Consider the following 22700-nt stretch of genomic DNA (forward strand, 5'->3'; position numbering starts at 1 on the left):
GTTCATTGAGTCCCCCCGCCGTTCAACGTCTGGCCAAAGGCCAACGAGTTCCGAAGCGAGGACGACACATTCGCGTGCACGGCGCGCTCGATCGATTGGAGTTGCTCGACCAGTTGCCACGCGTTCGACGTCTGGCTGAAGGCTTGCATCACTGCGCTGCGTGCTTCCGATTCGACCGTGTCAATGTTGGTATTGAGCTTCGTGGCCTCGTCGAGCAGCGACGTGCTGGATTTCACGGTGCCGTAACGCGCGATTGCCCGGCGAAGATCTTCAGCGGATCCGTGGATATACGCTTCGGCGTACTTGGCAGCGATCAGCGACTGGTAGGTACTCAACAACTGGTCAGCCAGAGACGAATTGTTCAGACGCGTGCCGACCGCGATCATTTTGTAGACCGGCAGGTCCGTCATGCTCAGGAACCGAAACGTGTCCGCCGGGTTCGGGATCGCGGAGCGCGATGCGATCGCATCCGTGATTACCTGCAGCTTTTGCTGTACGAGCGTACGGAAGGGGGTGTATCCAATTTCCTGAACTGACGGATTCAGGCACTTCGTCGTCTCGTCACACACGTACACCTGAATCGTGGTGCCACTGTTCGCAGCAGGATCGTTACCGACCAACTCCTGCACCGTGAGGCTGCCGATTCGCGGCAGGAATACAGGATTCACCTCCGTGCCGCCCGAATCCGACGGGTCGGGAAAAATGACCGTCCCCACCAGCGACATGAGGAATTCGCGATCCGACGTGCTCAGGTCCGGCAGCTGCTGCAGCGCCTGCCACGTCACATTGCCGTACGGCTGCTTGGCCGCGAGATTGGAATCCGATGCAGTGGCCGTATTGATCGTCTGCGCCGCTTGCGCCGAGCTGTTTCCGGTATTTGTCCAGGCATCCGTCATATCCGAATACAGGTTCGTGAATGGCCCGAGCGTGTCGGCCAGGTTCGCCTGCTCTTTTTTCCATGCAACAGGCGTCACCGCATTGACGATGCCCTCAGCGGCCTGGCACGAGTCGATGTTCATCCGGTTGACGTCGCGGGCGATGGTCTGCAACGACTGCATGACGTTGTCGCAGGTCGGGCAGAGGTTCTGCAGGGCAAGCTTGAATGCGTAGCCCAAGGCGTTCGAGCCGATGTTGCGCAGCAGCGCAACAAACTGCTCCTTATTGATGAAGCTGAACCCGCCGGCAAACAGGTCAATCCCGCCGCAACCCGCACCCCATTCCGGGGCGGTGACGCTCGCGAGCTGGTAAGTCTTGTGTGGCGTGCGCATGAACACACTGCCGCCGCTGTACATATCCATCGTCTCGCCCTGCAACGCCCGAGGGCTCGATACGTTGCCCATGGCGTTGATTGAGTCGAAGACCTGCTGCATCGACATCGCCTGCGCACACACCGGGGCGATGGCAACCACTGCAGCCGTCAGTACGGCAAACCAGCGTGTCGGTTTCATCAGAAAAGCTCCCCGGGCTGCGAGGCAGTGAGAACGAAAATGCGGTCGATGATGTCCTGGAGGGACATCGTTCCCGAGCCGATCATTGCGTGGTCGCCGGTCTCTTTGGACGCAATGAAGAGGGCGGGCACCTGCTGCACACCCCAGACCGACGCCTGACCGTGGTCAGGCGTCGGGTTCGGAAACTCGCCAATACCCCGACCGTCCAGAGAGACCGGCAGCACGTCGATGCCATAGCGCTGCGCGAGCAGCACAATCGTCGGGGCCATCGCATGGCAGTACGGGCAGTCCGAGCGGAAGAAGAAAATCAGGCCGTGCTTCTGCGCGAGTGCACGCAGTTGCCCGTCCTGGTCGGAATCCCGGGTCCGGTCATAGGTATGGACAGCGACGTTGTTGGTCGGACGCTTGAGCGAGTAATCGAGGCTCGGGTTCTGCCATACGACTCGGCGCCATTGATCGGCGAAGACAGCGCTCTTTTGCTGGACGTACTCCCAAAGCTTGATGTACTCCTTGATGTGCTCGGGCGTCGGGTCCATGTTTGCGACGTCGAGTCGGTGCTTCAGTGCCTCGCGCATCTCGTCGGCCGACTTGATCTGATCGAAGTCGTCGGAATCGACCGGTTTGGCCGCGCTCGCACCCGCGGGCGCCGCGGGCTTGTCGTCATCGCAGTACCAGTTGAATTTCTCTTGCCCGTCGCAGCTCCAGGCGGACTTGTAGTCCAACCCGTCTGCGTCCGCAAACGGCGGCACCAGCAGCGCTGCAGGAAGCAGGACCGCTACCGCGAGCCGGAATCCACGGAATGCGCTCATGGCCGGCTCCGCTGCGCGTCGACTTCAAAGCCGGCGTCCTCGAGCAACACGGAAATGGCTTCGCGCGACGGCGCGGCGCCGTGCGTTACCCGGAAGGTCGCGCGGTCACTGGCGGCACCAGCAAAGAGATGGCTCGGCAAGTCGGGCGCCGGCGCGGCGCGCATACTGGTGATCGTAATCTGCAGTCTCACTTCACCTCTCCTTCGCGGATTGCACGACTAAGTTCGGCACGCGGCCGTCCGATCGAGTCGAGACGTCTGCGCAGTCCGATAGGCGAGGGCGGGGAAACGCCGAGATCCGTCGCAAGCATGACGACGACAGCAACGAGCCACGCGACGAACAAGCCGTGACCAACCTGAGGGGCGAGCGTCGTGATCGGCACGTCGTCAGTGCGCCAGTGCATACAAATGGCGGCCGACGGCGCGTGGCGAGCCGCCGTATCGGTGCATGTCCGCAGTCGGATCGTGTCCGGATTCGTACCGCTTCCAGCCGCCTGTTCGAGCACGGTCGTTGCCATACCCGTGAAAGACCCATGATTCAGTATTGCGAGCGCGACGACGGGGACGGCCGCCGGCACAATGACGAAAGCGAAGAGGAATCGCCGCACGTAGCAGGGCAGGCTGGCGAGTAGCGCATAGCGCCAGTTCGAGCGGACACGCGAAGGGGGAAACAGGCTTTCGATGGACATGATCAACGCTCCTGGGTAGTGAGGGTTTTGAAATCTGCAACCAGTGGGCGGCCCCGCGTCACGGTGTATCTCCTGCAGGTTGCGCCGGCGCCGCCGGCGCCAAGCCAATCGGCGGAATTCGATCGCGGCAGTAGTTCATCTTCACGTCCAGACGCCCGCTGGTTTCGCCCGCCTCGGTCTGGATGCCGCGGACGTCGAACAGCACATCCAGACGCTTGCAGCCAGGCCGCGGCAAGTCGCCGATCGAGCGAGCCGTGACGTAGACCGGACCGTTGGCGTGCAGCTTGGTGACGAGTGAACCCGCAACGGGTCCACGCAGCGCGCCAAACGCTGACCCGTGATCAATCGCGTCGATGAGAACTGCACTGAAGTCGTCGTAGCTGCCGGCGAAGGCGGCGGCCGGCAGCGCAAAAATCGCAGTAGTAAACGCTGCGGAGACGAGGCGCTTCATTGGGATACCCCTTTGCCGCTTCCGATCGATTGCCGCACGCGCTGCAGAATCGCGTCCTCGTCGACGGCTTTGGACTGGATCGAATTGACGAACTCGGTAAAGTCGATACTCGAAAAATCGATACGCTGCAGCTGGTCGGCCGTGAAGCCACCGCAGCCTGCGAACGGGATGCCGAGTTGCGCCTTGCCCTGCTGGTTGACGAGCTTCGCGATCAACGAATTGAAACAGCAGTAGCTCTTCTTTTCCTCGACGCAAACGCCGAGCACGCGCTTGGAGCAGCCCTGGTTGTACTGGACACAGAGGTTCTGGCCACGCTTCAGACTGAGCACCTGCTCGTCAGGGGAACAGGCGAGCCACATCTGGATCAGCTGCGCAGCGATCTCGGCCGCGAATACGTACGGATTGAAATCGGCAAGCTGAACACCATTGGTGAGGGAGAACGAAAAACTAAAGCCGTAGGCACCAAAGGTTCCGGAGGTAGACAACGCCCTGTCCGCCCATGCGCCCATCTGCAAGAGACCAGAGTTCACGATCGAGCTATCGACCGTTTCGTACAGCTGGTCAAAGACATACTTCGACCCTAACGCGATGCCCTGCTTCGCCGCCGTTCCGCCAACCGACAGTCCAGCGCTGACCGCGGCGCTTCCGATCGCGTTGTTCGAGTAAGCGGCACCGCCGCCGTTGCTGGTGCAGCAGCTCTTGATCTCGAGGCCGCCCAGCACCTTGATCGAGCAGCTGCTGTCGTAGCCTTTGAAAATGTTCACGTTACCGCCACCGACACCGTAGGCGCCGGCTTCGCGCCCGGTTTCCAGCCCTGCTACGACCTTGCCGAGCGCGCCGTCCGCACCACTACTTGACGAGAAGCATCCGGCACCCGGTGCGCACATCGTGTTCGTGCATTGGGTGACGGTCGTCGTGTGCGCCGGAGTATCGAGACACTGGTACGTGTACTGCATCGTGTCGCAGCTTCCCTGCACCGCGTCGTTGTATGACACACACTGCTGGTTCACTAGGCCGCAGCCTTGCTGCTGCAATGGCGCGCAGTCGTTAACGGTGGAAGCGGCTTGGCATTCGTAGGTATCCTGGTAGTTCCAGCAATCCTGGTAGAGCGGAATCCCGTTGATGATGCGTGTGCCGGCCGGCTCGATGCAGGTTGAACCAGTGCGTTGGCAGGTGGGCGCGGCATACGCTACCGGCGCGGCGAGCAGGGTGACGGTCATTACACTGCCGACGAGGGTGAACGCACGCGCGGCGAACATGAGAGCGCGGATATTCATTGTGCGGCCCGCTGTTCGAACGAGCTGCACTGGTCGATCCAGTTCGGCGTGCAAGTCGCGGTGCAGATCTGGTTCAGCGTGAGCTGAACTCGGGCCTGCCCGCCGCCCTGGAAACCGTACCCGCCTATCGCCGCTTGAATCTCGACGGTATTGACGCCCTCGTGCAAATACGCGCGGATGTCGGTGTTGGGCGCAATGGTCGACGGGTTCCCCTCGTACTCGCTACCGAAGGTAAAGAACGGTCGATACTCTGTGAGACCGCCATCTGCCGTAAAGGCAGTTTTATCCGAACACACGCTCCGAATGCCGTTGTAAATCAAATTGTGTGTGAAGGTCACACCAGGCGAAGACGCGGCAAGATAGCCGGTGGTCTGCCGTCCATCAATACCGCCGGCCGACGCCGGCAGCGTCGCCACTCCGCATTGGAGAATGCGCCCGCCGTCCGGCGCATCGGTGTAGACCGTGACGCCGTTAATGTCGACGCTGCGCAGCGTATTGTTTGCCGTGATCTGGCTGATGACTGCGGTACCGATCTGACCAAGGTTCTGGACGCTGAAACTCATCGAGCCGGACACGGTCAGTCCGTTGTAGCCTGAGTTGTCGTGATAGCCCGTGTCAGCGCCGAAGTTCCAGAGCGCAGAGTTCGATGCCAGGCGCGCGGCAAACCCGCCGGTGAAGCTTCCCTCGACGACCCCGCCAGCGGCGCAGCCTTGATAGGGTTCGGTGCAGACGGGGTCATTGATGCGGTTGCAGGTATAGGTTTGCGTACCCACGGCCTGTTCGCAGGTTTCCTTCCGGTAGGTCGCCGGCACCGTCGACGTCACGTTGTGGCAGTCCTGCGAACTCGTCGTAGACCCGGGGTTATTGATCGCGCCCTTGCTTCCGGTCACGATCGGATCGCTCGCGGTGATCGGCATGCGATTGGGAGGCTTCTTCGCGAGGTAATTCACGGCATCGCATTCCTGACGCCAGTAGGCACTCGGGTTCGCTGGCTGCGTTGAGCAATCCGCTTCCTTCCCTGACCCGGCCGGCCCGAGACTGCCCTGCCCACCGCCATACAGCGGCGTCAGCTCGCCGTCCTGGTTCGTGTAGTTCGGCACGTTCGAGCTACCGCCACTGATGCTTCCGTGAGCCGCGTTCATTCCTGACTTACCGAACGACTGGCCTTCAGTAAACGCAGTCCCGGTAGATGGGGCGTCCGCAGCAGCGCACACGGCGACCGCAGCCAGAGCGGTCGCGATGGCCAGTGGTGCGCTTCGGCGCAGGGTTGCCCGCATTCCGTTCATTCGACATCCCCCAGTGCACGGAGATATCGCTCGGCGATCCCCCCGTAGGTAGGGCTGTGATCGACGATCTGGCGCAGGGCATACGCGGGCGTCACGTCTCCCGACAAGGAGACGTACGACGCCGGCAGCGCACATCCGCTGCTGTCGACCTGACTGTTGGCGTCTCCACCGCGTGTGACGACATAGGCGGGCACACGGGCGATGCGATACTGCGTGAACGCCTTCGGGTTGACGACGATGCCGCCGGACGCAATCCCCAGCCGCTGCATTTCAGCGGCCGTCGCCTTCAGCGAGTCGTTCTTGAAGCCCCGGAACACCACAGTTCCCCCGGCCTGATTCATGGTCTTCACCAGGCGTACCAGCGAGGCAGCGGGCATCGAGAAGCTCGCGAACGCGACGAAGGAGTCGGTCACACGACGCTGCGTACGGCTTTCGTACCGTTTGGCGACGGCGAACGGATCTGCACCGGCGGCGGCTGGCGCCGGCGCCGGTAGGTTCGGGAACGCGTTGCCATCGTGAGCTGCCTTTGCTGCCGCCTGGGCCATCTGCCGATCGCGACTGCGCTGGATACGGCTCATCTCGGCATCAATCGCATCCGACGATGGCATCACGCCTCGGTAACGTGCGGTGCCGCTGGCTGCCTCATCGAAGATCGCTCGGCGCGTGGTATTGATCTGCTGCTGCTCACGCGCGAGCGCGTCATTCGACACGGTTTGTGCCGACACATGACCGGCCGCGAGGGCGATCGTGCCGGCGGCTATGATGGAGAAAGTGAGCCGACTCATTGGGGCAAGTCTCCGAGGTTCGCACCCATGCAGCAGTTGCGCTTGCGGAAAATCTCGTACGCGAAGTCCTCCCCCGTGTACGGGATCATCTTTCCGGCGCCCCAGAGCGCCGACGTGCGGCCATACGGCTGACAGCACTGACCGTTGATCTGGTCGGTTTGCGCAACGGGGTAGAGCATCGTGTACTTGTATTGGGTCTTGTCCATCACCGGCTGCAGGTAGTAGCCGCACATGGCCCCGTCACCTGTCGTGCCCCACATCAAACCCTCGCGATGCAGCTTTGCGGTCATGCGCTCGACCAGCAGTGACGACGCCTGGATCGCGGACACATGGGCCTGAACGTGGCCGTTGAATGGATAGATCGAGCCGTTGCAGCCCGCGCACCAGAAGAGCAGGTTGCTGCCGAAACCTAGGCTCGAGAGCACGCAGTCACCTGCGCAAGCGGCCTGGGCGATCGGACTGCCGAACAGGTAGGTCTCCGGCTCGAGGAGCATGGTGAGATCGTCGTCGCTCCACGTCGGATCGACTTCGGTCATGTACGCGACATCGAAGCTGCCCGTCTCCATACAGGGGTCGTCTAGCAGGATCTCGGTGTAGTACATGACCGGATCGGTGTACCAGTGCACCTGATAGAAGCTCTGCTTGGTGTCGTCCTTCTGCTCGCGCACCTCCCCCTCCGGGGCGTGGATGCCCGGGTTCAGCGAGATCCCGCCGAGCGACACGAAGCAGTAGGGCGAGCGCGTGACGTCGACGCGCCGGATCGGCTCCCAGAAGCTGAACTTGACGCCAAACGTGCCGCTACAGAAGCAGAGGAATCCGCCCGGGTTCGGGGTGTCGTCCTGGCCCATATTGAGGAACGTGACGCTACCGATGGCCATCGGGAAAGCGCATTCCCAGCAGATATCCGTGATCGGATTGGCGAATCGGCCGACACACTGACCCGCATCGGCCGGCGCCGAGAACGAGAAGCAGCTGGCAACCAGCGCGATCGCGAGAATCCAGCGGCGAAGGAGAGGGCGCATGCTCATGAAAGCAGCTCCCGCATCGCCGGATACACGTGGAAGACGAAGTCGATCAGGTATGCGCCGACGTGATGGCCAAGGCGATAGACGATCGGCAGGAGGATCACTGCAAGACCGCCGGTCGCCGCACCGGCAACGCCCCAAGCGGCGACCCATACCACACGTGACGTTACCGTGGCCAGGATGTCGAGCAGCTTCGCTCCAATCGAACGACGTGCGGACTCAACAACGCCGGAGACGGGAAGAGGCTCATCCAACTGGACCGTATGGGTCGATTCGACGCCGATACCGAGGGCGCCCTTCACCCCCTTCTCGATACGACCGATCAGCTCAACGGCTTCGACCTCGCTCAGATGCTCGGCGATGACCGCAGCAGGACGGTGGATATCATCTACAGCACCCACCACAACACGAAAGGTTTCCCCGCTGCTGTCTCCTACGATCTGGCGGTCAGGTTGAACGGATAGACGAGCGACCCTGCTGTCGTAGGGGCTCGCGCGCCAGTAGTAAGTCGCGAGCACACCCTTTCCTGAAACGACGACCTGATCATTGGTGACGTCTACGACATACCGGATCGGCTCGACTGTCGCATTGAAGTGCTGAAGAGCAGCAGCGCCGTCGTGGGGCGAGTTCTTCTCGACGACGTCGATAACGGCCGGGTCGGCAGTGAAGTCCAGACGGTCATAGTTGTTCATCGCGATTCCGATAAATTGGGAGGTGACAGGTGATTTGGTCGCCGGGTCAACGCAGTTGCTCCGCAGGTTCTTCCTCAAGAAGCAGTTGGTTGCCGCGCTGGCTGATGACGGCCGGCACGCGGGTGATCCCGAAACGCTGGCTAAGTCGACCCTGCTGATCGAAATACACTTGCCGTTTCCACGACTTCGTCAGGTCAAACCACGAACCAGCAGTCAGGATCGGTTTGATGGAATCGCCGGAGCGGGCCGCGAGCGCCTGCACCGCCTTGACCTGTCCCGCATCGCGGCCGTCGAAGAACACCAGGCGCTCGTGCAGCGTGACAATGTCGAGCGGATTGATACGCGTGCCGGCGGCGACGATCACGGCGCCCTCGTCGTTGGTGACGGGCTTGGAGTAGGTGACCGTCGGATCAATCAGGCGACTCGAGTACGCGCTGACGGTCGAAATGCCCGGCACCGGGGGCAGGGACGTGACGTCATGCAGCGCGCGCTGGCGCGCACGGCGCTCGATGGCCGCCAGCCCACCATTGGCTTGCAGTTCGAGCAGGCGGCGCTTCAGCATCGCAATCGCGTCGTGCTCCGCAATCGGATACGTCGGGCCAACCACGCCCAGGTCCTCCGCAATCGCTGAAATCGGGGATACCGCGACCGTCAGTGCCGCGATCCACAGGACTGCAGCTCGTCGGATAAGCTGTCGTAGCTGCCTCCAACCAACGAGCAAGCAGGCTGGACCTATCCCTGTGTCCACTATTTGGACGATAAAGAAATGTGGTGTACCAATGACATGCCTATAAACCAGGCCACCAGAAACCCCACACCAAGACAGAACACGATCACGCACATCCATACGGCCCATATGAACAAGCCAATTGCAAGCATCAGAAGCGTCATCTGAGCCTCCAGTTGAAGCGCCGGCCGGCGTGCTGAGGGCGCGGCAGCGGTTAAAAAATTTCATAGGCCTCCCCGACGATTGCGGTTTGAGGAACGGTGCCGGCGATCGAGTACCGCGAATCGAGGCTGTTCGGGTTCGGCGTGGCCACGAAGTAGTGTCCCGGCGGAATCACGCCGTCTTCGGTCGGAAACAGCGCCATCCCTGCAAGCGAGAGCGGCTTGGCGTAGCCGATATAGGTCTGATTGACCCAGACGTTGCGACCAACGACGTGCACGACATCGCCAGGCAAACCAGCCACGTGTTTGATGAAGGTCAGTCCTGCGGGGTAGGTCGCCCCACCGTGCCACCGAAATGCGATGGTGTCGCCGAGGCGCGGCCGACAGGGGCCCTTGCGGATGAAGTAGAGCGTCCCCGGCAGACTGGTCGACATGTTGAACGTCAGCCCATACCAAGGCGTGAGGCCCCATGCGACAGCCGCCACGACCGTCAGCGCGACCACGGTGCGAACAAACCGTCGATAGCGAGCCAGGCCGCTGGAGTAGGCGACGAGCGCGATCACTGCTCATCTCCGCGAAGGTCGGTTCTTGCAAAATTCGCGCCCCCCGATCGACGCAAGTCGAAATGCGTCGTTACGTTTGCAAGCGCCGCCGCACAAGTACTGGTCGAGGCGGCCAGATAATCACCAACGGCGGTCGGTGCAAATCGTCCGCCCACCATTTTTGTTCCAAGCGTGCGCGCAGAAAACTGGGAGAGGGCCGTCGATCGGAGACGAGTCATTTCGCGATCCTCTTGGCGATCAGGTCAGTGAGGTCGGGCGCATCACCTGCGAGCACGGCAGCTTTATTGACGACAACGCAGCCGCACTGTGTGCCGAGCTGGTCCAGCGCGGCCGACAGGCGCTTTGCGTAATCGCCGGCGTGTTGGGTCGCCTTATTCTTCGCGTCGTCCGTCATGTGGACGGGATCGCCATTATTGAAGGTCTTCAGCAGCGTTTCCTGCTCATCGCTGATGAGCTTCTGCACGTCAACCACGACGACCGGCGCAACTCTTTCGCGTTGCGTCCATAAGTAGACGAGCGGGGAGCCCAGCACCAACGAAGCGCCGATCGAGATAAGGCCGGTGAGTACGAGGTCGTGTCGCATGTTCACTTCCGTTTGGCTTGGATTAGGGCGCGGATCGCGTCTTCTGTGGACGTGCCGCCGGCACGCAAACGCTGCATGAATTCGTAGTCCGGCCCCTTCGTGGTCGCCATGGCCAGCGTGAATTCGTCAGGGATATGGCGCAGTAGGTGCGTGCCGCCGTTCGGATCGACGAGGACGAACTCGCTATAGCGACCGGGTACCGGGCGTAGCGACTTCAACATGCGTTTCAACCCCGGCGACAGATCCATCACGTCGCCCTTCTCGATCTTCTTGAGCGTGTCGTCGCTTTGCTTGAGGTGGAACTTCCATGCGGAGTTGTCGAACGCGGCCTGCGTTGCCTTGTTCATCCCGGCGTCGGTGATCCCCTGCGTCGCGAAAAAGAAGCTGCCTTCGTATTTGCGCGCACGCCGATAGCCTTCTTCCATGAAGTCGGCCGATTCCTGATCGTCACCGACGATCTGCCAGCCCTCGTCCTGCAGGAACAGCTTCGGTCGCGACCGGTCAAAGCGGTACATTTCGTTGGTGACCTGATTGGTCAGGCCGAGCATGATCACCGTGCGCAGTTGGGGATCGCTGTTGAGGTGCTCGAGCTCAAGTCCAACCACTTCATTGTCGAGTCGTACGTTGGTGCGCCCGTTGACGTAGTCGCCGTAAACACCCCCCTTGCAGAACGGTTCGAGACGCACGGCAAGTTCATACGCGATGCGCTCGGGTTGCCCATTCTGGTCCTTCAGGCTCAGCAGGGCGTCTCGCACCAACGTGGGACTACCTTCCTGGCCGTAGTCCTTCCATACGATGCGCACTGCGACATCGAGCAACGCGCCCTCGAACGGAGTGATAGGAGCGGTCGGCGATACCATGCGCGCGATGATCGGCCGGATGAATTTCACCTCGCTGTCGAGACCATTTTCGGTATCGATGCCAGCGGTCGAAAACGCATTGATGACGATTCGCGACCCAGGCTTGAAGTCGATGTACTGGCCGTCTCCCATGTCGATCTGCTTTTCGTACGAATAGCCCACGTCACAGATCCGGATGATTCCGCCGACCGAGCGGAACGCTCCGATGATGTCGTTCATGAGCACCGATTTACCGGCGCCGGAAGTACCATCGACAAAGCCGTTGTAGTTCGTTCCGCTCGAGTAAATGTCTACAAGCGCGGGTGTACCGCGACGGCCAAAAAAGAGCAGGCTTGCCCGTCCATTCGTACCCGACCACTCGCCGAGCACCGGTGCCATATCGGTCGCATTTACGGTGGTCTTGGTGGTGATCAACCGAAACTTCTTGAGGTCGTCCCGCATGTCGCTTGTCAGCATCATGGGCAGGGCCGACAGGAATGTCGTCAGCTGCTGGGTCAGCATCGGGAACAGCTTGAAGCGCTCCGAACGCCAGATGCCTTTCGCGGCCGCCACACACTGCTCCATCTTCTTGCGCGGCGCGAAGAGCGTGAGCGTGTGATAGAGCTCACACATCGAGCCCCCTTGCGTGAGCTGCATCGAGACGGCTTTCCAGTCCTGATTCTGCAGCGCCAGTTCGGGCTGCAGCTTCGCGATCTTCGATTCGGCGTTCTGCGTCGCGCGCGCACTACGCAAAGCGGCCCGTGTCTCGACGGCGGTCTGATCGAGAATCAGGACGCCGAGCGTGATCAGGTACGGGCAGGGGTATTGATGGACATCGTTGAAGAGCGAGCCGACGATGTTGTTCATCTCCCACAGCTCTTTGCTCTTCGGATACTGGTGCACGCCAAAGCTGCGCACAGCGATGCGTGCGTCGGGCTCGTCGGCATCCTCCGGCGGCACTCCGTAGAGCAAATGCTTTGCCTTCACCCGCATGTGGTGACCGAAAGCCGTCAGTTGGTCACGAATGGGCTTGTCGTCGCTATAAGTCTGATCGATCGTTTCAGCCCCATCGCCAAAGAACGCACCGGGGTTGAGGATCGGCCAGAGAAAACGCAACAGATCGTTGGGCTCCGCGCTACGGCTTGCCAGGCTTGCGGAACTCAACGTCGCACCGACGACGTCGCGAATATTCTGGATTTCTTCGATCAGCTTCAGATCGTCGAGCGAGCCCTTGCGCACGATCGACAGCAACAGCCGCTTGTCCGTGATCGAATAGTTTTGGCCAAGAAACAGCGGCTGGCCGAGTTTGCCGCGAATGAATGCGGCGCGGCGCTCGGCCTGTTCCAGATAGAACGAGGGCGCACGTCCCGCCTCGGCGTACTCGCGCCGAAGGTCGACGTAGGCGTTCAATGACTCCTCGATGATGGGGTCGCCCAACAGCATCCATTGGAGCCCATAGCCGGCCGGAACCGAGTCATATAGGCCGTGGAGACTGCGGGTCAACTCCGCGTCGGCGCCCGTCTGCGGTGCAACCGCAAGCACGAAGCCAACCGAATCCGTGTTGTAGTAGAGCTCGGTGGCGGGGTCGTACTGGTCATACGGAAGCAGGTTATGAAGTCCGACCGTCTCTATGCGTCGCTGGTCCGCGGCAACGGGCGCGGGCGGCCCGAGATCGTCCTCGGTGCCGAGAATTGCTTCGCTGATCGCAATTCGCGCGAGCGATTTCGCGTCATCGATCCAGGCCTGCAAGGTGCTCATCAATGACTCCTGGATCAATGGTCCGTCGCTGCGGGCATCGCAGCCGCTGCACGGTCGACTGCGCCGGCAGGCGTGAGAATGCCCTGCATGACCCGATCAGCACTCGATATCGCCCCCGACGTCGAATCGCTGTTGGAGCTGGAAGTAGCCGCCTTGCTACCGCTACTGCTAGCATCCCGCGCAGGAGTCGGCGGCATCACCGGCCGGAACGCGGCCTGGATGCGCTGCTGGTTGTGCGCGATCGACCAGTGGCCAGGATCGACGATCAGATAGACGTATTCCTGGTCATGCAAGTCGGAGTCCGCGTCCTGCCACGGCGCGAACCAGACACGCATTTCGCGCGAAGCCGTGTGAACCGGAGCGCCGCTATCGAGCGCTTTGGGGAGAATCTCGGCGGAGCCGACGACGGGTCGAGAACTGGCACTGACCGCAGCACCCGATGCGTTCGATGCCGGGCCGGGATCTCCGGCATAGCTGCCGAGTGCGATATTGGTCGTCGCGCCCGCGCCTGTATGAACGTGCTGATCAGGCAGGTTATGCGCCATCGCGTTGGCATAGATGCCGGACATGCTGCTGCAGAGCACACCTTCAGGCGCCTTGCAGGCGAATTGCGAGTTCGCGTCGTAGCCGCTGAAGCTGCAGCCGGTCAGACTGAGAAGCGCTGAAAGCGTGGCGAGCATGATCTTGTTTTTCATGGTCACTTCGCTCCAAGCCATTGATCGATTGCTTCGGCGCTGGCGGCGCCCGGCAGCACCCGCCCGTCCTCGCTCACGAGCGCAGGCGTGCCGGAAATTCCCATGCTTGCGGCCAGGGCTTCGTTCGCGTCGATGGGATTTGCGCACGACACGAGCTTCGGCTCGACGCGTGGCGGGGCAGGTGTCTTGGCAGCGACGCCAGTCGGAGTCGATCCCTGATCACGCATCCAGCGCGACAATGCGAGGGGCATCCACGCGTGCCAGGTGGCAAGCCTGTCCTCGGCGCACCAGATCGCTATGGAATGGGCGCGGGCACGCGGATGAATCGATTCGAGCGGGTACATGAAGCGGTAGATCGTGACGTCCTTGAGCTTGGAGAGGTCGTCCTCCAAGGCCAGGCAGTAGGGACAATCGGGATCGTCGAAGATTGCGAGCTTGCGGCGGCCGGTACCGTGAACCTCGACGAACGCGTCCTGAAGCCGATCCGCCGGGAACCGCACCTTCTGCAGCGCTTGCTCGAGCGGCACGGTCAGATCCTGCTGCGTCACCATGTCGAAGAGATGGCCAAACAGGAAGTACCGCCCGGTGACATCCGTATAGGCAACCTTGTTACCCATCACGACCTCATAGATGCCGACCGACGGCGTGGCGGCGACCTCGCGAAACTTGGTTGCCGGGTAGCGTGCATGGAGCGCCGCCTTGAGCGCAGCTACGCCGGGATCAAGGTTCGGGTCGGCAGGGTTTATCTGCGACGTCGCAGCCTGAGCGACGGACGCCGTGACACCGACTTCAGAGCTTGGCCCGGCGACGCGCGCCGGAACCGTGGATGGCACCGCGGATGTACCTTGGGTGGTGCAGCCCCACGCGATGCACGTCGTCATCAGAAGAGCGAAAGTGAATTTGGCGTGTTTCATTGGATCATTGAGCATGTTGAGGGCGAGGTGCCGGCGGCGAACGTGGGCGCCGACGCTGGAGGGACGGTCATTTGCCGAGATGGCTTCGAAAAAGCGTGATGCTTGACCCCATCGATCGTGCGGCCAGCCAGCTTCTTACCAACGCGCAGCATGCGGGCGTCGCCGTCGTCGTAGGCTGCTGAATCGATGCCGTCGTAGACCTGGCCAGTCCGTTTGGCCCACGCTCCAAACCACGTGCGGTCGCACCACTCGATCTTGCTGATCTCGGTCATCGCCGCACCATCATGCAAAGGTCCGCCCGGCGCTTGATCTCAGCCGCGTATACGGTCAAGTCGCCGGTCAACACAACATGCGTGCGCGGTGCGGCCGGCACACCGACATACTCTTCAACAGGGGAATCCGCGGTCTGCTTATCTCCGGCAATGCGGACGTTGTAGCCCCGCGAATTCGGAACATGCGCAATCGAGAGCGTGCCCTGCGAGACCATCGCTTCGAGCAGCGGGCGAATCCGTGCCGCGCTCAGGTGAAACTCGCTTGCCAACGCGTAGGCTGCATAGGCGACACGTGGGCGCATCGCAGCAAGTACATCGTTGGCAGTCGGCATATATTTGGCACGAGGCATGGTCAGTCCTCCAGGGGCTTGCGGCGTTGCACGAAGTCCCACAGCGCGGCCGGCAAGAACCGCGCCTCTGCACCTCGCTGGTCGAGCATCATCGCGACGTTGGCAACATCCACGGGATCGCCCATCGCGACGACCTCGATAAGCTCGCTCGCGAGCGTCATCGCCGAGACGGTCGCGGGGTCGCGCCGTCCGCGACGGCCTTCTTGACGCTTCTTGGCGAGCTTGCGTTTCATCCGTGCAGCGAAGAGGTCAACGGCGACATCGTCCGGATGTACTGAGCCAGCGCGTCGATTCCAGGCGGCTGCAGCGGCAGCGGCGTCGTTGAAGAGCAGCACCATCTGATAACCGGGGCACGCGGGTTCGACGCAACTCCCACCGAACATCGCTTCGGAAACACGCATGACCGCGTCAAGGTCGCAGTACGGACACGGGACAAGTTGATAATCGCGGGGAGAGTTCATTGAAGTTCTCCAGAGACGGCCGCGCGCGCAGCGACCCGCTCGAAATAGAAGACGACAGGCGCCCCGGTTTCCTCGATCAACCCGTAGCACTTCGCCAGGCGATCGATCGGGTGATACGCGTTGAGGGAGGCGACATGCTTCATGAGCGCTTGGCGCCACTGCTCAAGCGACATCTGCCCCTTGCTGATGTTGCAAGGCGGACAGGACGGCATGTAATTCGACTCGACGTCACGCTCCGGATGCCTCGACGGGACGCTCACAAGCTTCCATTGGCCATTCGCGGTTCGCTTGGTCTCGACCGCGCGTACAACCGGGTCTACATGGTCGCCATGCCACCGATCGGGCAATGGCATTCCACAGTACGCGCAGCGGCCGTCGTATTTGCGCCGGAGCCGATCGCGCTGTGCTTTCGTCAGCCGGCTCACGCTTTATGCTCCACGGCAGGTGTGGCAGCATCCTGGCAGGCGACTCCACGATCCGCGCCTGCGTCCAGCTTGACGGCGCCGGCGCGGCGCGCTTCGGCCGTGGAACGGATCACAATCTCCACCTGTTCCCAGAGCCAGGGCTTGCAGTCGCGCGCAAGTTCGTTCGGAAAGCCGGTAATGCCAATGGCACCGGCCGGCGTCCTGATGTCGAGTTGGCCGCCCATGACCGGACTGCTGGAAATCTTCGTGAGCTCGCCAGCGGCAACGATCGCGTCAGGCTGCGTGGGGGCAGACGCGACGGCCTCGTCCATGTACCAGTGCATCATGGCGAGCAGGCCGATATCGATGGGGTCGCCCTTGTCGACGTGCGAGCGCAACATAGTCGACAGATCACCCCGTTGTGCGCTCCACCACCCGGCACGCCCCTGGGCTCTACCCACTGCCATCTTTGCCTTCAACACGCGGTTGAACCCGTCGAGTGCTGCATCGTCGAACGCTGCCGCACTTGTCAGTGGATTCGCGTCGGTCACGTCGGTAACGGCTGACGAACCAAGCTCGTTGCTGGAGAGGTCGAGCAGATCCGCAGCTTGCTTAAGAAATTCAAGGAAGCCCGATTGAAACGCGGGATCACCGCGAAATCGATCGGCACCGATATCCGCGAATCCCCGCACCTGCTCGGCAATGAGCAAAGCAGCGCCGCACCAACCGGCAAGCGCCCGGCGCATTTCCGGTTGGTGGTAGTTGCCGTCTCCATCCTTCGTGAACGACGCTTCGTGAACCGCTTGGTCCGCACACCGCAGCATCGCGGCCTCGAACGCTGCGATGGTCACGCTCTTCGTTTCATCAATCATCGGTGTAGCCCCCATCGTTAGCACGGCCATCGTTGGCCAAGCCATCGTTGATGTTGCTGATATCGGAGAGGGCGCCGTCGTATTCGGCTCCCTTTGACACGGCGAACTCGACGATGCGACCACCGTCCGTCTCGATCACAGGGAAAAGCTTTTCGGCCGCTCGGATGTAGTACTGCTTAAGAGTGTCTGCACCCCCAGATACGCCGCTGCCGATGGCGGCACGGCCGACCTGGCTCGGGTTGATAATGGAGGTGGACCCGAGTGCGGTATTGCTGAGGGTGTTGGCTGATTCGTTGAACGCTTGCCCAATCCCGGAGGAGATACCGGCGAACACCGACATGGCCAGTGCCGATCCTGCCTTCGAGACTAGTCGACCTCGCACGCCTTCCTTGCCGTCCTCGCCCATGACGTTGCCCTTAATCGGCATTTCCACGGTTCGGCCGTTCTTCAGGATGCAGTCGAGCGTTTCACCGCGCATGTGAGTGCGCTCGCTGGAAACGTCGCCATACGCCTGCGTCAGGATGCGGCACTCCGTGATGTCGAGCTTGCGACTGTTCGGTAGATTGGCTGCGTCCAATACCTGGAGGAACACCGGAAGCGGATCGTGCTGGGCCTCGCCGCCCGTCGGAGCGTCGACGCCGTTCATCATGAATACGCGCACGAAGGAGGTGGCAGGGATGAAAGTGACTTTCTTCTTGCCGTTGGCCTTCAGGCAGTCCTGCTGTGCGCGTGTCGCCTGATCCAACGGCAACGACGAGTAGCGGGGGTCGACGCAGTCGACCCCGTTGCCGGTCGGCGCATTGAATTGAATGATGGCGAGCTTTGGAGGGGCGGCAGCCATATCGACACCGGGGTTGCCGGATTTGCCGAATGGCGGATTCAGGATTGCGCCCGTCTTGGCCGGGGCCCCGTTGAGGGGAATTGGCTTGTCCAGGGCCGCGCGGTCTGCCGTTGCTCCGGACGCGGCCGCGGGGGCGCTTGCCGGCGTGCTCTTCATCGCGTCGATCCGCTTGCTGAGCTCGTCCTGGGCTTTCGACAAGGCTTTCATCTGTGACACGGCATCGTCGGCGCGCGAATCTATACTCGACATCCTGCGCGTAAGCTCAGCGAGTTGCGCCTCCGAGTGAGCCCGCCAGGCATTGCGATCGTTCTGGTCGCCGAGGCTCGTAAACGGCACCTTCGTGGTGAACTGACGATTGGCCGGCCCGCTCTGCGTGAAGAACATACCAACGGTGAAGAGGCCAGCGAGGACGGCGAAGCAGGCCACGGTCAGGATCCGCTGGCGGCGCTTGGTTGCTTGATTGACATCACTCATGGTCGCCCCGCTCACGAACGACATAGACAATCGTGCTGGCGCCGGCCGGCAGGTTTGCGTTTTCGATCGCGATGGCGAGCACGCCCGGCGCGTAGAGTTCGCGCTCGTCGATGGCCATGTCGGTGTGCGAGGTATTCGAGAGCGTGTAGGTCTCGCCAATGAAATCGCCGTCGCTGTACTGACGGACCAGCGTCAATACAGCCTCCTTCCAGAGCGGCACGACAGTGTCGAGCGACGTGTACGACAGCTGCGGTGCCCCCCGACCACCGGCCATCGCCAGCATCATGAGTTTCACCCGTCGTTGAAAAGCCGACGCGTGGAGCGCTTGGGTCGAGCGCGCTGCAGGCGGTTCGATACGGATATCTTCGGCCGGTCGCGGACCGGGAACGAGCAATAATCGGTAGGTCGTGCCGGCGTCATCGATCACGAACACCGTGATCGACTCATTCAGCGCGGTCGGATTCGCGGGCATGAGCCAGAGCTTTCCGCCGTCTTGCGTCCACGAGATCGAGCCTGGTAGAGCTGGCACGATCTTCGAAAAGCTGCGCCCCCCGGACATTGACAGAACGTTGTATTCCGCCGCGGAGATCGAGACCTGCTGCGTTTGCCGATCCGCTCCCTTGACGACCTGGATCGCATGCGCACTAGTGGTAGTCAGGAACATCATGGCGGCAAACACGAGACGCGGCCTGAATGCCGTGCACAATTTCGGCGACTGTCGATTGAAGGCAAATTTCATGATGCGGGAGTCTCCGTTGTGACCAGCGGCTCGACGCCTTGTTTGCCGCGCGCGGCTTCTCGGATGTCGAGGAGGACTAAGCGGCCGAAGACGGTGATTCCGAAATAGACCTCGTAGGTCTTTTGTTCCGAGCTCGTGCGCTTGCCGGAGATGTAGGTGGTCAAGGTGCCGGTGACCTTCACAGCTTTGTTGCGGAAATCCACCTCGCCTACCCCCATCGGCTCGAAGACGTCCGTCACGCCGTCGTGCTTGATCTGGAGTGCGTCGGCCTCCCATGCCGTCTTGAGCGCGGCGCGTCGATCGTCGTCGACCATGGACAGGAGAATCCGTACGTTGTTGTCGACGGTGGTCGGCGTGACACTTTTGGAAAGGGAGAGCACGTACGCGGCCTGATCGGCGAGGTACTGGTCGTTTGCATACCGAGCCCCGACGACGTAGGTGCCGCGAACGGCTGGCGGCATGATGATGACGCGCTGCGTGACGACCAGCCATGCACAGGTGAGCGCGATGACCACACTGGTGGTGCCGTTTCCGAGCAGCACTTTCTTCAGAAAGCGGTTCTCGGCCTGCAGCTGTTCGCGTGATTGGGCGGCTTTACCGGGTGTCATCGAATCACCCGTTCAGTTCGCGAAGATCGGACGGCGGAAACTTCTTCGGCGCTGGCTGACCCAATACCCAGTACATGACGTGAGCCGACATACCGGGATGCTGGCCCGAGCTGAACTTCTGCCAAAGCGCCGCGATCGCAACGCCCGCGACTAGACCAAGCAGGGTGTGGTTAAGCAACACACCGCCGATCGTGCCAGTGAGCCCGATCGCTGCTACATCCTTGCGAAAGAACAGAAACTTCTCCGGGTCGTCAAGGCGACTGGGTACGTAGTGACTGAGATCATCCGACATCGCCGCTCCCGGTCAGATCGTCGCGGTATAGCTGGCGTCGATGATGCCGACGATTATCCCGGTCAGGATGCCGATTCCCGACGGGACAACGAAAGCACCGTAGTCCTTCACGAACATCGCGCGCACACTCCCGAACATCAAACCAGCGAGTGCGCAGCTTTTTCCGGGATTGCCTTTGACCCATCCCTCAAGGGTGGTCGACCCTTGCTGGAACTCCACGCCGTCCGTTCCAAATGCGTAACGGGCGACCATCATTAGCGTGACCGCGAGGATCACGGCAACGACGAAGTTCAGCGTTTCACGCACTTCGGATTTCTCCAGAAGCGCCTTCGCGCGATCCTCGAAAGCAACGAGGGCGCTCGCGGCTCGATATTCGAGCATCTCGAGCTGGTTGAATTGAGCGGTATTCATCTAGTCCTCATGTGGTAGCTAGCCAGCAGCGCGGGCCGGGGGTTGTGCTCGCGCCGCTATATGCAGCGCGAGCACGATTCAGGGGGAAAGTAGTTAAACGAACAATCGAAATTTCATTACGGATTACTTACTGTCGCGTTTCCTCCTTGGTCGAGTGGTGAATCGGTGAGCTGCGCGGACTAACGGCCCGCCAGGTGCTTCGACGCCGTCCCGACCGCGGCGCCCGCGGTGCAAAGCGTTCGATTCGCCACCTTCGCGACTCGGTGGACATGTCGGATTCGCGCTTGCAGGGATTGGTGGCGCTTGGCGATCGGCGTGGAAAGCGCTTGAACGGGCCGGGTTTCTGCGGCCGATACAGGGAGCGATAGATTCTCTTGAACGACAGGCGCCGGCGCCGCGAGGTGCTTGATCGTCGGTTCAGGGCACGAGTCGCCGGAACAGAACACGTAGCGGCCGGAGCCGGGTTCGCCGATCTGCGTGACGTCGTAGTCCGGAAGGCGGGAAGACGCAAAGCAGGCTTGCGTAAGGGTCCCGACAATCAGGCCAAGAAGAGGGACGAGGCGCATCATCGCGCGCCTCCTTCGGCGACCTTGCCGAGCGCCGACTGGGCGCGATAGCCCGCATATGCGCGCTGCACCAGCCGGACATAGCGCGCCTGGGCGGCGATGTTCGTGGAACCGGGCCCTGTGTTGTAGCAACCGACGGCGGCCCAGGTCGCGCCCTTGGCCTGGATGCAGTTGGCGAGCACCCACGCGCTGAGCTTAAGGTTCACGCACGGGTTCAGGAGGTCGCGTTGGGTGACGCCGTAGCTGACGAGTTCGGGAAGATGGACATCGTTGATTTGCGCGGCTCCCCACGCCCTGTGGCCGTCCGGCAAGCGCGGCCCAACGGCGCCGGGCACGCCACGGGATTCGACCCAGGTTATCGCCCGCAGGAGATCGGGATCGAGGTGATAGAGTGCTGCCGCCTCATTGAAGATATTGCCCTTGCAAACGTCCGCGGTCGCTGGCGGAGAAGCGAGCAGGGCGATCGTGGCAGCAACTGCCACGCAGAAGGTGCGCATCGCACACGATGAGTGGCGACGCACGGAATAAAAAACGTAGCGTATCGGGTTGCCCCGAAACGCTACGAGACCGCCTGCAGTCGAGGCACTGAGAGAAGAAAGCGACAGGCGGGATACGAGCGAAAGCTGCTCGTACCAAAAGAGCAACATGGAGCAAAAAGGGGGTCCGTCCGAAAAGATGCGTGACACCGAACCCGCAGGGCAAGACATGCCGCTGCGGAGGAGGTTTGACGCGGAACAGCGATCGAATGTCTTGCTCGCGCGTGATATTCCGGTGCGGTGGACAAGGCGTATCGCCGTCGCCTTAAAAAGGGACGCATCGAATGCGTCAATCCCGAAGGATTGACGTACAATATCTGTAGCCACGAGTGGTCTCTCTCAGCTTTCCCAGCTATTTGCTTGTGGTCAGGACATATGGGGTGTTGGCGCACCCTGTATGTCCGTCTTAATTAACTACAACTGCACAACACAGACATGAATGTTCGGAGACTTTCCGAATCTGCGGCGTGACGATATTCGAAGCGCCGCACATGTTTTTTTGTCCACTTCAAAACCCACGGCGGTCAATTGACCAAGATCGCGTATAGAACAGCTAGTCACACGTGGGCAGCGCTCAGAACTCATTACGCTTTCGCGCGAGCGGCTCAGAGGCCGGGCCGACTTCGCATCGGTAAACCTGGCGACTGCCGCTACCTGGAGCTACCAGGTTCGTACCGCTCATCCCTTTGGATTCCACTGCAGGGTGATCACGTTAACGTTCAGCTCGTGCTTCTCAAAGTACTTCATCATGCTATCCAGGCTTGCCCATGTCCTCGGTTCATTGCGGAACGTATACAACGTGTGCAAGCCCTCTTTCCAAGACAGTTCGACGACGAAGAGATAGCCCCTATCCGTGCGCAAAACCGATGCGTGCTTGATAGCGTTGTTCTTCGCGGCATCCCGAAATTCCGCCTCAGTAATCTTGCTCAACCCACCCTCCAATGTGCTCAACTGGAGGATAGTAAAGCGATAGCTACCGATTCGGATGGTTCGATTCAATTTCTACCAACATTACCTGTATTGCACTGCATTAGAACATGACTTGCATTGCAAAACAACATATTTTGCAGGGCGCAGCGGGAGACGACGATCTTGTCCTCTCACCCTGACCAGCGCCGATCGGTCGACCAGCAAATGACGTTACCAACTGTAACAGGATGTTGAAAATTTTCA

General features: G+C 61.2%; 29 protein-coding genes. All 29 read right to left on the bottom strand.

Annotation, left to right across the window (positions count from 1 at the left end):
• Positions 1-2: 2 nt before the first annotated feature.
• The 29 genes from CFB47_RS37590 to CFB47_RS37730 all read right to left on the bottom strand — a co-directional run bounded on the left by CFB47_RS37590 (position 3) and on the right by CFB47_RS37730 (position 22457).
• Positions 3-1448 (bottom strand): conjugal transfer protein TraH, encoded by a 1446-nt coding sequence (locus tag CFB47_RS37590; RefSeq protein ID WP_027811089.1) that lies wholly within the window; start codon positions 1446-1448, stop codon positions 3-5.
• Positions 1448-2257: a conjugal transfer protein TraF gene (locus CFB47_RS37595; protein ID WP_027811088.1), complete on the bottom strand. Its 810-nt coding sequence runs from the start codon at positions 2255-2257 to the stop codon at positions 1448-1450. Before CFB47_RS37595 ends, CFB47_RS37590 begins: the two co-directional genes overlap by 1 nt.
• Positions 2254-2448: a hypothetical protein gene (locus tag CFB47_RS37600; RefSeq protein WP_027811087.1), complete on the bottom strand. Its 195-nt coding sequence runs from the start codon at positions 2446-2448 to the stop codon at positions 2254-2256. Before CFB47_RS37600 ends, CFB47_RS37595 begins: the two co-directional genes overlap by 4 nt.
• Positions 2445-2945, bottom strand: coding sequence for a hypothetical protein (locus CFB47_RS37605; protein WP_027814060.1), 501 nt, complete (start codon positions 2943-2945; stop codon positions 2445-2447). Before CFB47_RS37605 ends, CFB47_RS37600 begins: the two co-directional genes overlap by 4 nt.
• 58 nt (positions 2946-3003) lie before the next feature.
• Positions 3004-3396: a hypothetical protein gene (locus CFB47_RS37610; protein WP_027811085.1), complete on the bottom strand. Its 393-nt coding sequence runs from the start codon at positions 3394-3396 to the stop codon at positions 3004-3006.
• The gene (gene traN, locus CFB47_RS37615; protein WP_049030196.1) at positions 3393-4673 is read right to left on the bottom strand and encodes a conjugal transfer protein TraN; all 1281 of its coding nucleotides are present in this window, start codon (positions 4671-4673) and stop codon (positions 3393-3395) included. Before traN ends, CFB47_RS37610 begins: the two co-directional genes overlap by 4 nt.
• On the bottom strand, positions 4670-5950 hold the full coding sequence (locus CFB47_RS37620; protein WP_165581455.1) for a hypothetical protein: 1281 nt from the start codon (positions 5948-5950) through the stop codon (positions 4670-4672). The genes traN and CFB47_RS37620 overlap by 4 nt, the downstream gene beginning before the upstream one ends.
• A 5-nt stretch (positions 5951-5955) precedes the next feature.
• Positions 5956-6744 (bottom strand): type-F conjugative transfer system pilin assembly protein TrbC, encoded by a 789-nt coding sequence (trbC, locus tag CFB47_RS37625; RefSeq protein ID WP_027811082.1) that lies wholly within the window; start codon positions 6742-6744, stop codon positions 5956-5958.
• Positions 6741-7772 (bottom strand): conjugal transfer pilus assembly protein TraU, encoded by a 1032-nt coding sequence (traU, locus tag CFB47_RS37630; RefSeq protein ID WP_027811081.1) that lies wholly within the window; start codon positions 7770-7772, stop codon positions 6741-6743. The genes trbC and traU overlap by 4 nt, the downstream gene beginning before the upstream one ends.
• Entirely contained in the window at positions 7769-8461 is a 693-nt protein-coding gene (locus CFB47_RS37635; protein WP_027811080.1) for a hypothetical protein, read from the bottom strand. The genes traU and CFB47_RS37635 overlap by 4 nt, the downstream gene beginning before the upstream one ends.
• Before the next feature lie 46 nt (positions 8462-8507).
• Positions 8508-9149: a type-F conjugative transfer system protein TraW gene (gene traW / locus CFB47_RS37640; protein ID WP_027811079.1), complete on the bottom strand. Its 642-nt coding sequence runs from the start codon at positions 9147-9149 to the stop codon at positions 8508-8510.
• A gap of 253 nt (positions 9150-9402) precedes the next feature.
• The gene (locus CFB47_RS37645) at positions 9403-9912 is read right to left on the bottom strand and encodes a S26 family signal peptidase (RefSeq protein WP_049030195.1); all 510 of its coding nucleotides are present in this window, start codon (positions 9910-9912) and stop codon (positions 9403-9405) included.
• Between the two features lie 214 nt (positions 9913-10126).
• On the bottom strand, positions 10127-10495 hold the full coding sequence (locus CFB47_RS37650) for a TrbI F-type domain-containing protein (protein WP_205713840.1): 369 nt from the start codon (positions 10493-10495) through the stop codon (positions 10127-10129).
• 2 nt (positions 10496-10497) lie between these two features.
• A complete protein-coding gene (gene traC / locus CFB47_RS37655) occupies positions 10498-13092 on the bottom strand; it encodes a type IV secretion system protein TraC (RefSeq protein ID WP_027811076.1) in 2595 nt (864 codons plus the stop codon).
• A 14-nt stretch (positions 13093-13106) separates the two neighbouring features.
• The gene (gene traV, locus CFB47_RS37660) at positions 13107-13787 is read right to left on the bottom strand and encodes a type IV conjugative transfer system lipoprotein TraV (RefSeq protein WP_027811075.1); all 681 of its coding nucleotides are present in this window, start codon (positions 13785-13787) and stop codon (positions 13107-13109) included.
• A 2-nt stretch (positions 13788-13789) separates the two neighbouring features.
• Positions 13790-14701 carry a DsbC family protein gene (locus CFB47_RS37665; RefSeq protein ID WP_223274479.1) on the bottom strand — a complete coding sequence of 304 codons (912 nt, stop codon included), beginning with the start codon at positions 14699-14701 and terminating at the stop codon, positions 13790-13792.
• Positions 14698-14973 carry a hypothetical protein gene (locus CFB47_RS37670; RefSeq protein ID WP_027811073.1) on the bottom strand — a complete coding sequence of 92 codons (276 nt, stop codon included), beginning with the start codon at positions 14971-14973 and terminating at the stop codon, positions 14698-14700. The genes CFB47_RS37665 and CFB47_RS37670 overlap by 4 nt, the downstream gene beginning before the upstream one ends.
• On the bottom strand, positions 14970-15323 hold the full coding sequence (locus CFB47_RS37675; protein WP_027811072.1) for a hypothetical protein: 354 nt from the start codon (positions 15321-15323) through the stop codon (positions 14970-14972). The genes CFB47_RS37670 and CFB47_RS37675 overlap by 4 nt, the downstream gene beginning before the upstream one ends.
• 2 nt (positions 15324-15325) lie before the next feature.
• On the bottom strand, positions 15326-15784 hold the full coding sequence (locus tag CFB47_RS37680; protein ID WP_027811071.1) for a hypothetical protein: 459 nt from the start codon (positions 15782-15784) through the stop codon (positions 15326-15328).
• A complete protein-coding gene (locus CFB47_RS37685; protein WP_027811070.1) occupies positions 15781-16209 on the bottom strand; it encodes an HNH endonuclease in 429 nt (142 codons plus the stop codon). The genes CFB47_RS37680 and CFB47_RS37685 overlap by 4 nt, the downstream gene beginning before the upstream one ends.
• Positions 16206-17060, bottom strand: a complete 855-nt coding sequence (locus CFB47_RS37690; RefSeq protein WP_175048440.1) for a hypothetical protein — start codon at positions 17058-17060, stop codon at positions 16206-16208. The genes CFB47_RS37685 and CFB47_RS37690 overlap by 4 nt, the downstream gene beginning before the upstream one ends.
• Positions 17053-18375, bottom strand: coding sequence for a TrbI/VirB10 family protein (locus tag CFB47_RS37695; RefSeq protein WP_027811069.1), 1323 nt, complete (start codon positions 18373-18375; stop codon positions 17053-17055). Before CFB47_RS37695 ends, CFB47_RS37690 begins: the two co-directional genes overlap by 8 nt.
• Positions 18368-19114 carry a type-F conjugative transfer system secretin TraK gene (locus CFB47_RS37700; RefSeq protein WP_027811068.1) on the bottom strand — a complete coding sequence of 249 codons (747 nt, stop codon included), beginning with the start codon at positions 19112-19114 and terminating at the stop codon, positions 18368-18370. Before CFB47_RS37700 ends, CFB47_RS37695 begins: the two co-directional genes overlap by 8 nt.
• Positions 19111-19722, bottom strand: a complete 612-nt coding sequence (locus tag CFB47_RS37705; protein WP_027811067.1) for a type IV conjugative transfer system protein TraE — start codon at positions 19720-19722, stop codon at positions 19111-19113. The genes CFB47_RS37700 and CFB47_RS37705 overlap by 4 nt, the downstream gene beginning before the upstream one ends.
• 4 nt (positions 19723-19726) lie before the next feature.
• On the bottom strand, positions 19727-20014 hold the full coding sequence (gene traL, locus CFB47_RS37710) for a type IV conjugative transfer system protein TraL (protein ID WP_027811066.1): 288 nt from the start codon (positions 20012-20014) through the stop codon (positions 19727-19729).
• A gap of 12 nt (positions 20015-20026) precedes the next feature.
• Positions 20027-20425, bottom strand: a complete 399-nt coding sequence (locus CFB47_RS37715; RefSeq protein ID WP_027811065.1) for a hypothetical protein — start codon at positions 20423-20425, stop codon at positions 20027-20029.
• A 179-nt stretch (positions 20426-20604) separates the two neighbouring features.
• Positions 20605-20994 (bottom strand): hypothetical protein, encoded by a 390-nt coding sequence (locus tag CFB47_RS37720; protein ID WP_034192246.1) that lies wholly within the window; start codon positions 20992-20994, stop codon positions 20605-20607.
• A complete protein-coding gene (locus CFB47_RS37725; RefSeq protein ID WP_027811064.1) occupies positions 20991-21488 on the bottom strand; it encodes a lytic transglycosylase domain-containing protein in 498 nt (165 codons plus the stop codon). The genes CFB47_RS37720 and CFB47_RS37725 overlap by 4 nt, the downstream gene beginning before the upstream one ends.
• 717 nt (positions 21489-22205) lie before the next feature.
• Complete coding sequence (locus tag CFB47_RS37730; protein ID WP_034192245.1) at positions 22206-22457, bottom strand: hypothetical protein; 252 nt, start codon at positions 22455-22457, stop codon at positions 22206-22208.
• Positions 22458-22700 lie beyond the last annotated feature (243 nt).

Origin of the sequence: Burkholderia sp. AU27893 (assembly GCF_002223205.1) — a bacterium.
Lineage (GTDB): Bacteria > Pseudomonadota > Gammaproteobacteria > Burkholderiales > Burkholderiaceae > Burkholderia.